This window comes from Rhizobium sp. Leaf321 (assembly GCF_001423215.1).
In the GTDB taxonomy this organism is placed as follows: domain Bacteria; phylum Pseudomonadota; class Alphaproteobacteria; order Rhizobiales; family Rhizobiaceae; genus Neorhizobium; species Neorhizobium soli.
In genome coordinates, this window is sequence record NZ_LMOF01000006.1 from 465,736 (window position 1) to 477,942 (window position 12,207).

Genomic DNA, 12,207 nt, shown 5'->3' on the forward strand with positions numbered 1-12,207 from the left:
ATCATTCCGATCTCGGTCCGGTTCACTCCTGGCCTAACCTGCCCTCACTCCACGAACACCCGCACGGTTGCAGCCCGGCCGGCGGAATCGATCACCGTCAGTGTCGAGAAGCCCGCGCCTTCGGGTAACCAGTTGTTGGTGCGGCGGCGGGAAAGATCGGTGAGGGGTTTTCCGTTGGCCAGCCAGCGGAACGGCGGGCGGCCGCCCTGCAGTTTCAGCACCAGCGGCGAGATCTCGCCGGTTTGGGCGCCGAGATCCACCTTGGCACCCTCGGGGGGATAGACGATCTGCGGGGCGGCTTCGCGGGTCGAGGCGCTGATCAGGCCGCTTGCCGTCATCGAGAAGCGCCGCTGGCCGATCGGCAGGTCGGATTGCGCCAGCCGTGCCGTGGCTGATGGTGGCGAGGGATGCGGCGTGATCGCGACGCCGGAGCGGGCAAATGCCTCGAACAGGATAGGCGCCGCTGTCTGGTAGCCGGCGATGCCGGGAACCGCACCATTGTCCGGCCGCCCGACCCAGACACCCAGGACATGGCGTCCGTCATAACCCACCGACCAGGCGTCGCGGTATCCGTAACTCGTGCCGGTCTTGTAGGCGATGCCGAGGCGGCGGCTTCCGGTTGGCGGCAGCACATCCGAGAGGATGTCCGTGACGTTCCAGATCGCCTGTGGCTCCAGCAAGGGCTCGCTGTCCAGACGTGCCGCGACAGTGTCGATGCCGTTGCCGAGCCGAACGGGCTGGCCGCCGTTGGCCAGAGCGGCATAGGCCTGAACCAGATCCTTTAGCGTGATGCCGACCCCGCCAAGCCCGATCGCAAGGCCCGGCGCCTCGTTCGGCGGAAGCACCGGATGCACCGCTGCCCGTCTGAAGCGGATCATCAGGCGCGACGGGCCGACGGCATCGAGCAGACGAATTGCCGGAACATTGAGCGACAGCTGCAGCGCCTGGCGCACCGTGACATCGCCCTGATAGCTCATGTCGAAATTCTTCGGCCGATAGCCGAAGAAATCGGCGGGGCGATCCTCGATCATCGTCTCTTGCGCCACCAGCCCCTGTTCAAATGCAAGTCCGTAGATGAAGGGCTTCAGGGTCGAACCCGGAGACCGCAGCACCCGTGTCATGTCGATCCAGCCGGCGCGGCTGGCATCGAAATAGTCGGCCGAACCGACCTGGGCGACAATCTCGCCCGTCATCGCATCCGCCATGACCATGGCGAGCGATGCCTTCGGTTCGAGCTTCGCCGAAGCTTCCCTCGCGACGTCTTCCAGCTTCTGCTGAATGCCGCGTTTCAGCGTGCTCTGGTATCGCGGCACCCCGGGCTGTTTACGGATTGCGGCTTCCGCCATATGCGCGGCAAGCGCCGGCAGTTGCAGTCTGCGCCGGGGGAGCCCGTCATGGGATGCCCGTTCCGCTTCCCCTTCACCCGTCAGCGACGCCACGGCCGGCCTTGAGAGAACGCCTTGACGGGCCCGCATGGCCGATTGCGGGTGCCGGTCCGGCCGCCGCTTTTCCGGCGATTGCGGCAGGGCGACGAGCAGAGCGGCTTCCGCCACCGTCAGTCTCCCCGGCTCCTTGCCGAAATAGGCAAGGCTTGCAGCCCTCACGCCTTCGAGATTGCCGCCATAGGGCGCGTAGGTGAGATAGAGCTCGAGGATCTCCTGCTTGTCGAGGCGGCGCTCGATCTGGATGGCGCGGGCGATCTGCAGGAGCTTTGCCGAATAGGACCGGGCTTCCCGGGGCTCGATCAGACGCGCGACCTGCATGGATAGCGTCGAGGCGCCGGAAACGATCCGCCCGTTGACGAGAAGCTGGACCGCGGCGCGGCCCATCGCCTTCAGGTCAATGCCGCCATGCTGGTAAAACCGCTGGTCCTCATAGGCGACAAGCATTTTCAGGAACCGCGGATCGACATCCGCGATCGAGGTTTTGAGACGCCAGCGGCTTTCGGGTGTGGCAAATGCACGGAGCAGAAGCCCGTCGGCATCGAGCACCTCTGCCGATACGGTTTGCGCCTTATCGAGCGGTGGCGGATAGGCACGGTCTGCAGCGTCAAGCGCAATCGCCAGCCCCGCCGCGAGCGCGACGAAAAAACCAAGACCCAACGAATACGTCCATCTGCGTCTCATGGCATTCTTCTTGTCGTCCTGCCGCTGATTGCCTCGACTTCGCCCTGTGCACGCTGCCGCCCGGGAAGGACGGCAAACGGATCTCACGGCGCCGCAACCACCTCCATCTTGCCCATCGCCGTCCTTGCGGAAAGCTGCGGCCGGTACATGTCATCCACCTGTGCCGCCGGATGATCGTAGGTGCCGGGTGTCACGGCGCGCACCACATAGGCGAGCGTGATCTTGCGGTTGTCACCTTCTGCGCGGTTGAAGGCTGCAACGAAACGGTCGTTGCGGAACTCCGTATGGGCGGCCTGCACCTCTTCGATCCAGTCGAAATTGGCAAGGCTGGCGCTGTTGACGATGCTCGGATTGTCGATCTCGAAACCCGCCGGCAGGAGATCGGTCACGACAATGCGCGACGGCCAGTCGTTTGTCTCCGTGACGTTGAGAACGACGACATAACGCGTGTTCTGCTGCGCCGTGCTGACATTCGCCTCCTCGCCATCCATTGTGTAATAGGTGCGCGTGATCTCGAAACCATCGCCGCCGGCAGCTAACGGCTGCGCCGGGGCGGCAACCGTGGTGATGGCGGCAGACAGCTTATCCTTGCTGTCGTTGCGAACCGTCAGCGGATGGTCGAGCAGCACGTCGCCTGGCATCTGCGACATCAGCGTCCCGATGTGGGCCGCGCCGTTGACGCTGAGACGCAGGTCTTCGTCGCCGTTCTGCAAGGCCCGGGCCGCCAGCAGCATCCAGGTCTGTTCCTGCGTGCTTGTATGTTTCTTCGCCACCCATTCCTTGGCAACGACATTGGCAAGTGCAGGCACGATCGGCGGCACCGGCCGACTTTCGGCGGCCAGCGCCAGAACCGCTGCACCATCTCGCAGCGAGGAGCCGTAATCCGAACGGCTGAGGCTGACTTTCTTGATCTGCGCATCTTCCGACATCTGCAGCGCGTCGTTGAAGATGGTGCGCGAGCGCTGGGCATCGCCGTAAAGCGAAAGCGCTGCAGCGATATGCGCCTTGGCAAGCGGTGTCGGGAAGTCGCCGAGCATCGTATCGGCATAATAGCGCAGGTCGCTGATCGCAGCCTTTCGGTTGCGCGCCAGCACGTAGAGCGCATAGGCGATCTGATTGCCCTGGTCGGCGACATTGGTTGTGTAGGCCAGAGTGTTCTGCAGATTTTCAAGCGCCTGGACGAGCGGCTTTTCAGGCACGTCGAAACCCTGTTCGCGGGCCCGCGACAGGAAGTCGGTAATATAGGCATCCAGCCAGAGATCGGTGCCGGCACCATCAGGTCCCCAAAGCCCGAAACTGCCAGCCGATGCCTGGAAGGAGAGCACGCGGAAGATCGCGTCCTGCACGCGCTTCTTGACCTCGGCATCATCGGCAAGCCCGTTCTGAACTGCCATCTGGCTCAGATAGAGAAGCGGAAGTGCCCGGCTTGTCGTCTGCTCGGCGCAGCCGTAGGGATAGCGGTCGAGGCTCATCAGCAGCGCCGGAATATCGAACGCGTTGGAGCGGCTGACATTGACGCTGACCGAGGCGCCCTGAAGCACGCTGTCGGCAAGAAGGTTGGAATCCACCGTTACGCTTGCGCCGGGCTTCAGATCCACCAGCCGGCGCTCCGTCACCGGCATGGCCGCCGGGCGAACCGGGATGTTGAGAACCTGATCGACCGACAGGCCGGAAGCATTCGAGACCCGGATCGAAACAGTGCCGTCACCCGGCCCGATGCCCACCAGCGGCAGCGTCACACTCGTTTTTCCGCCGGCCGCCAGTTCGACCGGCTTGATCGCGCTCTGGCCGACCGCAACAGGGTCGTTTGTCGTAACGCCGAGATCATAGGTGCCTGCGGGTCCGTCGGTGTTGACGATGTCCAGTCTGAGGTTGCTGTCGTCTCCCGGCGCAAGAAAGCGCGGCAGGCTGGCGGTCACGACGATCGGATCGCGGATGATGACGTCTTTCACCCCATGACCCACCCCGGATTTCGACCAGGCGACGGCCATCACCCGGGCAGTACCGTTGAACTGCGGGATGTCGAAGGAGACGTTCGCCTTGCCTTCTGCATCAAGCTTCACCGGGCCCGAGAAGAACGCGACAAGCTTTTCCTTCGGCGGGCTTGCCTGCAGTGCCATGCTGCCGCCATCACCACCGGTGCGCAGGCGACCGGTAGCACCAAGCGAGCCATCGATCAGCCGGCCGTAGATGTCACGGATTTCGAGCCCGAGACGGCGCTGGCCGAAATACCAGTCGTCCGGCGCCGGTGGCTCGTAGCGGGTGAGATTGAGGATGCCGACATCGACGGCTGCCACCGTCATATAGGCATCTTCGTTGGCGCCGGCACCGGTTACGGCGACTGAGATATCCAATGGCTGGCGCGGCAGGGTTTTATCCGGTGCCGTGATCGCGACCGCGAGATCGCGTGCTTCCGGATCGACCTTCAGCCAGGTCACGCCGATCGCCCGCATCGGCATACGGTTTTCACGCGCAGCACCCGGGCGGTAGAGTGTCGCGGTCACATAGGAACCGGCTCCCCATTCGGCCGTGACGGGGATCTCGATCTCTCCGCCGGTCTCCGCAAGGCTTGCCGTCTTGACCGCGGTCAGCTGCTCGGAGCCTGCAATGATCATCAGTTCGCCGGCATAACGCGAGGAAACCTTGAGCTTGGCAGTATCGCCGACCTTGTAGCTCGGCTTGTCGAGGGCGATCTCCAGCGCGTCCGGCGTCTCGGTCGACGTGGCGGTCACGAACCAGCCGGCATCGAACTCGGTGCTTGAGGCCGGGCCGCCAGCATCGACCGTCTCGACTTCCAGGCGGTAACGGCCCCATGCGACCGGAACCGAAATCCGGCCGCCGTCAGCAGTTACGTCAACGCTGCCATTGGATACCTGCTTGGTGCGGGTGATCGGCTCGTAGCGCCAGGAACTCCCCTCGCGATACCACTGATAGTCCTGCTCGACCTTGACCAGCTTCCACGGCAGGCCTTTTGCGGCCTGCTTTGCTCCGGTCTCGTCCACGAGAATGACGTTGAAACTGCCAACCGCGCCCTCGGGCAGGTCGCCGGAGAACTCGGGCTTGATGCCGATCCGCGGTCCATCCGCCTTGACCGGCAGCGACAGGGTCCGCTCGATCGCGCGGCCGCCCGATTCTTTCATGCGCACGACGATATCCGCATTGATCAGCTTGGTGGTCGAGGGAAGCTCCGCGACATCTGCTGGAAACGATGCCTTGCCGTCTTCATCGGTATCGTCGAGTGCCTCGAGCGGAATGCGGACAGTTTCCGCCTGTTCCTCGTCCGCAAGACCGAACTGGTAGCCCGGGAAGGCCGCATTTTCGCGGGTCGGCTTGAGGGCAATTTCGCCTTCCAGGCCAAGTCCCGCTGCCGGTGCGCCATAGAGGAAACGTCCGTCGATCTCGACCGTAGCCGGTTCGCCGACCACGATTTCCTTCGCAGCGCTGGTCATGTCGAACTCGATGCGATCAGGCACGAAATCATCGACCAGAAACGTCTTTTCGCCGATCGCCGAGCCCTTGGGATCGGTAAACACCTGCATCGTCCAGGTGCCGCGCATGGACGTGTCCTGCAGGGCGAGATCGAGCGTGTAGCCACCGAGCGCGCCTGACTTCACCATGCGGCGGTCCTCGACGCCGTCAGGGCGCAGGAAGACGAAGGTGAGCGGCAGGTTGTCGATCGCGGTTGCATCGACATTGCGGGCAAGGGCGCTCGCATGCACCGTCTCGCCTGGCCGGTATATGCCGCGTTCGGTCCATGGCAAGAGATCGATCGCGCCGGGTGCCGGCCGGCCGGTGACGCCGCGATCAGAAAGATCGAAACCGGCGCGGGTCATGTCGAGAAAGACGTAGTCCTGGCCGCTGTTTTGCGCCGTCAGCACCGCCGGCACCATGGCCGCGGTCCCGCGCATCAGGCCGGCCGTAAACGTGGCACGGCCATCGCCATCGGTCTTTGCGGTACCGAGCACTTCGTTATTCTTGGCAAGAAGCTGCAGATCGACGCCGGCGATCGGCTTGGCCGAACCGAGCGAGCGGGCAAACACACTGAGCCCGTCGGTGCCGGCATAGGTCGTCAGCCCGATATCGGAAACGACGAACCACTGGGTCGCCTTGTTATCCCATTCCTGCGAAATGGCGTTGGCGGCCGATGCTGTCAGCACATAGACACCAGGCTTGCGGCTCGGCAGCGCCTCGTCGACCGGAAAACTGGTCGCCACATCCTTGTTGAGTTCGCGGTTGGATTCGGGCCCAAGAGCGATCGTGCCCTGCCAGACGAGTTCACCGTTTTCCTGCTCGATGCGGTCGGCGGTGTAGCCGCTCATCTGGGTCAGAAATTCCGAGTCCGTCAGAAGCGGCGCGATATTGCGGTCGCCGATCCGGTAAAGCTTGAGAGCGGCCGTTTCGGTATTGACCGAAACGATCGGAATGCCGCGCCGGGCCGTGGATGGCAGCACGAAACTGTCGCCGGTAAACCGCACCGTAGGCGAACGATCCTTGACGTAAAGGTCGAGATCCACCTGTGCTGGCAGCGGTTCATCGACGGAGGAGGGAAGGCCGCGCCGCAGCGACAGCTTGTAACGCTGGCCGTGGGTCAGGCCCTCGACGCAGATCTGGTTGTCCTTGGCTTCCATCGCCTTCGGCGCCTTGCCATCCAGCGTGACGAAGGGCGCATAGTCGACGCCGGCCTTCACCAGAGGATCGGAAAACTGAACGCAGGCGCGCGGATTGGCGCTGTCTGCATCGACCGTGTTGCCGGTTACGCGAAAACCGTGACGCTCGCGAAGGTCGTTATAGGAAGCCTGCACCGTGCGGGCGCTGACCAGCGCAAGGCTCTGCTTGTAGGCGGAAATCGCCTGGCGGTAAGCCTGCTGCTTGGCAAGCGCTGCGCCAAGAACGGCAAGCGCATCGGCTCTTGCCTGGGTCGTTCGGGTCAGAAGATAGCCGTTGATGGCGCCAAGCGTTGCATCGCCGTCTGCAGAGCTGTTGCCGTTGGCAGTGGAGGCGGCGCGGGCAAATTCGATCCAGAGCGCGCCATCTTCAGGTGTGAGCGAGAGGGCACCCTTGTAATTATAGATCGCGTTATCGAACCGGCCTGCGAGAAGTTCGGCCTGCGCGTCGGTCTTCAGTCTTTCGACATCCCGGCCCTGCTGGTTGTCACCAAGCGTCAGGCCATCCTTCTGCTCGCGGGCCTGCTGAAGCAGTTCTTCCGTCAGAAAGGAGAGCCGTGGCGCCGCTCCGATATCCGGCTCTGCCGCCACTTCGACGATCTTGCCGGCAACCGCGCCTATAAACGGATTGAGCTGAGCGTGGTCGGACTTGAGGAAGCACCACTTGGCTTTGACATTATAGGTAAAGGCGCGGCACTGGTTGTCGCCGATACAGGCGGTTTCGCACTGACCTTGGCTGACATTCTTGACGGTCCGCAGATCAAAACCCGAATAGTCCCCATCCGCCGTGGTCTCTATCCGCCGCTCCGCCGCAGTCAGAGGCAGCGCCAGAACGAGAGACGAAAACAACAATGCGGAAAGTCCGAAGATCGCGCGCCTAGACATCAAAAAGTCCCCCCGGTGGCTGCCGTCCAAGTTATGTTGTCGGATCTGAGTAAGCACTTGTCAACGGAAGTAAAGCCAACCAGCAGATGCAGTTTTGACTATTTCTACGCTGATCGATTCGACAACGTTTGATCCGAGGTTGAGGCTATCGAGATGACAGCACACTGTTTTCCTCGTCGCGACAATCTACGCCTCGGTATTCGGCCGCATAGCCCTGAGCGGGGGAGGCATTTCACCCAGATTGACATCCGCTTTCGGAGGCCACTCCCGCACGAGATGCCCCCCCACCACAAAAAGACTTGTTCGCCACCAAAAAATCCGTGACATCTACCCTATCGAACAGGAGGCTTTCATGGACCACGCGAGCAAGACAAACGCGCTCAATCTTGACAATTTCTGGATGCCGTTTACGGCAAACCGCCAGTTCAAGGCGACGCCGCGTCTGCTCGCGCAGGCGGATGGCATGTATTACACCGATGTCGACGGCAACAAGGTTCTCGACGGCACGGCGGGGCTGTGGTGCTGCAATGCCGGCCATGGTCGCAAGAAGATCGCACAGGCCGTCGAACGTCAGCTCACCACCATGGATTTTGCCCCGACCTTCCAGATGGGTCATCCCATCGCGTTCGATTTCGCCACGAAACTGGCGGAGCATGCGCCGGGCGGCGCCTCCGCCAGGCTGGATCGTGTCTTCTTTACCGGTTCCGGTTCCGAATCTGTCGATACCGCGCTCAAGATCGCCATTGCCTATCAGCGGTCGATCGGGCAGGGGACCCGCACCCGTTTCATCGGTCGCGAGAAGGGCTATCACGGCGTCGGCTTCGGCGGCATTTCGGTCGGCGGTCTCGTCAACAATCGCCGTGTCTTTCCGCAGATCCCGGCAGACCATATGCGTCACACGCTCGATATCGAGCGCAACGCCTTCTCGAAGGGCTTGCCCGCGCATGGCATCGAACTTGCCGACGATCTCGAACGTCTCGTCGGACTGCACGGGGCGGAAACCATCGCAGCTGTGATCGTGGAGCCGATGTCAGGCTCCGCCGGCGTCATCCTGCCGCCCAAGGGCTATCTCGAAAAGCTGCGCGCAACGGCCACGAAACACGGCATTCTTCTGATTTTCGACGAAGTCATCACCGGCTTTGGCCGTCTCGGCATGCCGTTTGGCACGGATTACTTCGGTGTCGTGCCGGATCTCGTCACCACCGCCAAGGGCATTACCAACGGCACGATCCCGATGGGCGCCGTCTTTGCCAGCCGCACCATCTATGATGGCATGATGGCAGGACCAGAGAACGCGATCGAGCTGTTCCACGGCTATACCTATTCCGGCCACCCGGTCGCCTGCGCCGCCGGTCTCGCGACCATGGAAATCTACGAGGAAGAGGGCCTGTTGACCCGCGCCGCCGGTCTTGCCGGCGAATGGGAAGAGGCGCTGCACTCGCTGAAAGGCCTGCCGCACGTCATCGACATCAGAAACCTTGGCCTCGTCGGCGCCGTCGAGCTGGCATCGCGCGAAGGCGCTGTGGGCGCACGTGCCTATGATGTCTTCGTCGATTGCTTCCAGAAGGGGCTGCTGGTCCGAGTCACGGGCGACACGATCGCGCTGTCGCCGCCGCTGATCATCGAAAAGGAGCAGATCGGCACCATCGTCTCGATGCTCGGTGATGCACTCAAGCGCGCGGCATGACGGGCGACCTTAAAAAGAAAGTGCAGCCGGTAGGTGGTACCGGCTGCACATGAGTTCGTCTGTCTAGCGTCGATAAGCGCGAGACCGTTTCCGGATCAGGGCCTTGCTGCTGGCGCAATGTCGGTTTGCGACGGCTGCAGCGTATCACTTTTACCGGACACTGGGGCCTGACCGGTCAGCCGCTCTTCTGCAGGGGCGGTTGGTGCGGCGAGTGCCGGTTCCGTGGAGCCGGTCGTCCCGTTGGCCGGAGGACTCACTGCCGCGACCGGTGCCCGATCCGTCTTGTCGGTGGTCGCGGCCTGCTGTGCGGTTGCCGCGGTCTGGTCGGTGCCGATCGGCTGCGGAATGACCGTGCCGTCGGCATTGGCGACCCGCCAGACCGTGTTGCCGGAATCGTCGGCAACCAGAAGCGCCCCCGTTCCATCGATCCCGACACCGACAGGTCTGCCGCGCGCCTGATCGTTCTCGATAAAGCCTGTCACGACGTCCTGTGCCTTGCCAACAGGCTTGCCCTTTTCGAAGGGCACATAGATGACCTTGTAGCCGTTGAAGTGATCCCGGTTCCAGCTGCCATGTTCGCCGATGAAGGCACCGCTTGCGAAGGCGGACGGCATGGCGGAATTGGCCGAAAACGTCAGGCCGAGTGCTGCGACATGGCTGGACAGCGCGTAGTCCGGCGCGATCGCCCTTTCGACCATGTCCGGCCGTGGCGGGTGAACGCGAACGTCGACATGGTTGCCGTAGTAGCTCCACGGCCAGCCGTAGAAGCCATCTTCCTTCACCGACGTCATGTAGTCCGGCACCAGGTTCGGACCGAGTTCATCACGCTCGTTGACGACGGTGTAGAGAACGCCCGTATCCGGGTTGAAGGCAAGACCATTCGGGTTGCGTAGGCCGGATGCGAAGACGCGTGCCGCCCCCGTCTGACGATCGACTTGCCAGATCGCGGCGCGGCCCTTTTCAGCCTCGAGCCCGTTCTCCACGATATTGGAGTTCGAGCCGACCGAGACGTAGAGCATCTTGCCATCGGGGCTGAGCGCCAGATCCTTAGTCCAATGGTGGTTGATTGGCCCGCCAGGAAGCGGGGTCAGCACCTTTGGCGGCGCGGTAATCTCGTTCTGGCCGAGTTCATAAGGGTAGGCGATCACGGCGCTGGCCGAGGCCACGTAGAGCGTATTGTCCACCCAAGCCAGGCCAAACGGGGAATCGAGCTTGGTCAGAAGGTCGTGCCGTTCATCGACCGTGCCATCGCGATTGGTATCGCGCAGCAGAGTGATGATATTGGTTTCCTTCTCAGCGCCAATATCGCCGTGGGCGATCGACATGATCCAGCCGCGGATGAAATCCTTCGGCCTCGAGGTCGGCTCGCCTGCCGGTGCCTTGGATTGCACGACAAGCACATCGCCGTTCGGAAGCGTGTGGACGGTGCGCGGGCTCGAAAGATCCTTGGCGTAAACGGTAACCTTCAGGCCTTCAGGAACCTTCGGCGTTTCGCCATCCTTCCAGCCGATCACTTCCGCGACTTTCAGGTCGGGGATGAGCGGGTGCGATGGTTCCGGCAGGACAGGATCGGGCCCAATCTGCGAGTTGACGTCGAAGTCATTGCTTTGGGAAAAGGCCGGCAAGGCGGTGCCGAGCGACAGCGAAAGCGCGGAGGCAAAGAGAATGCGGGACGGCTTCATGGATCAGATCCTCCAGGCCAGGCGGGAATACTTGCGGGCGGAAATCGCGGCGGCGAAAACCGAGAGAACGAATGTGACGACAGAAATCGCCAGTCCGTAAGGCACAACGGCCGTCCAGCCGTCGCCGGCGTGAACAAGGCTGTTGAGGAAAGCCAGCGCCAGAATGACGATATAGATGACGATGGTGAGAAATGCCGGGCGCAGCGGCCGCGTTCTTGGACGAAGCATATCCAGCAGGCCAGCGACGATTGCAACGCCGCCGAAGACAAGGCCGGCAAACAGAAGCCAAGAGGAAAAGTTCTGCCACATCAGGTGACCATCGCTTAGCCAGAAGGCCAGGTCGGTCCCGAGTGTCAGGGTGAAGCAGACGAAAGGAAAGGGAACGAAGAGGGACTGCAGCGGATAGGCCGCAGAGTCTCTGTTATCGGAAGAAAAAACAGTCATGAAAACGCTCCGGGAGGCAAAGAGCCAGGGAATGGACGCCAACCCGTGACGACGCCCTTTGTTCCCTTGGCGCTATCGAGTGGTTAGGTTGGATCATGAACCGCAGAAATGGTGAGGCACGACATGGCACTGGCAGCCGGATTTTTCACGCGGTCCGCGGTGGATGTGGCGCGCGACCTGATCGGCGCTGAATTCGAGCTTTCGGGCGTCGGCGGCGTCATCGTCGAGACCGAGGCCTACCAGCCGGATGATCCGGCATCCCACAGCTTTCGCGGGCCGACGCCCCGCAACCTTGCCATGTTTGGGCCGGCCGGTCATGCCTATGTTTACCGTTCCTACGGCATACACTGGTGCGTGAATTTCGTTTGCACGCCAGGCAGCGCGGTGCTGATCCGGGCCTTGCAGCCCGTGAACGGCATTGCCGAGATGGAACACCGGCGGGGCAGGGCGGAGCCCCTGCTGTTATGCTCCGGCCCCGGACGCGTCTGCCAGGCGCTGGGAATTGGTATCGAGCATGACGGCCTGTCGCTCATGGAAGCGCCTTTCCGGCTTGCTCCGCCGGTAACGCCGCCCTTGGTGGTCGCGGGACGGCGGATCGGAATATCGCGTGGTATCGACCAGCCGTGGCGGTTCGGCCTTCAGGGATCGCTGCATGTCAGCCGACGCTTTACCGGCAAGGGAGGGCTGCCGGAGGACCCGACAGCCGCACGGGATTGACC

6 protein-coding genes are annotated in these 12,207 nt (G+C 62.6%); 2 read left to right on the top strand and 4 right to left on the bottom strand.

All coding sequences use genetic code 11. The annotated features are described in order from the left end of the window. Window positions 1-44: 44 nt before the first annotated feature. Both pbpC and ASF70_RS08670 read right to left on the bottom strand, forming a co-directional pair. On the bottom strand, window positions 45-2,126 hold the full coding sequence (gene pbpC / locus ASF70_RS08665; RefSeq protein WP_062579061.1) for a penicillin-binding protein 1C: 2,082 nt from the start codon (window positions 2,124-2,126) through the stop codon (window positions 45-47). Window positions 2,127-2,209: 83 nt separating this feature from the next. After that, a complete protein-coding gene (locus ASF70_RS08670; RefSeq protein WP_062579063.1) occupies window positions 2,210-7,675 on the bottom strand; it encodes an alpha-2-macroglobulin family protein in 5,466 nt (1,821 codons plus the stop codon). A 352-nt stretch (window positions 7,676-8,027) separates the two neighbouring features. Here ASF70_RS08670 and ASF70_RS08675 point away from each other — a divergent pair, with 352 nt between their 5' ends. Beyond that, window positions 8,028-9,362, top strand: coding sequence for an aspartate aminotransferase family protein (locus ASF70_RS08675; RefSeq protein ID WP_062579066.1), 1,335 nt, complete (start codon window positions 8,028-8,030; stop codon window positions 9,360-9,362). 95 nt (window positions 9,363-9,457) lie between these two features. On the opposite strand, the gene ASF70_RS08680 is transcribed toward ASF70_RS08675, so the two are convergent. Then, window positions 9,458-11,044 (bottom strand): sorbosone dehydrogenase family protein, encoded by a 1,587-nt coding sequence (locus tag ASF70_RS08680; RefSeq protein ID WP_062579068.1) that lies wholly within the window; start codon window positions 11,042-11,044, stop codon window positions 9,458-9,460. A 3-nt stretch (window positions 11,045-11,047) separates the two neighbouring features. Further along, window positions 11,048-11,488, bottom strand: a complete 441-nt coding sequence (locus ASF70_RS08685) for a DUF2231 domain-containing protein (protein ID WP_062453848.1) — start codon at window positions 11,486-11,488, stop codon at window positions 11,048-11,050. A 123-nt stretch (window positions 11,489-11,611) separates the two neighbouring features. Between ASF70_RS08685 and ASF70_RS08690 the strand changes: the two genes are divergently transcribed. Then, complete coding sequence (locus tag ASF70_RS08690; protein WP_082471830.1) at window positions 11,612-12,205, top strand: DNA-3-methyladenine glycosylase; 594 nt, start codon at window positions 11,612-11,614, stop codon at window positions 12,203-12,205. Window positions 12,206-12,207 lie beyond the last annotated feature (2 nt).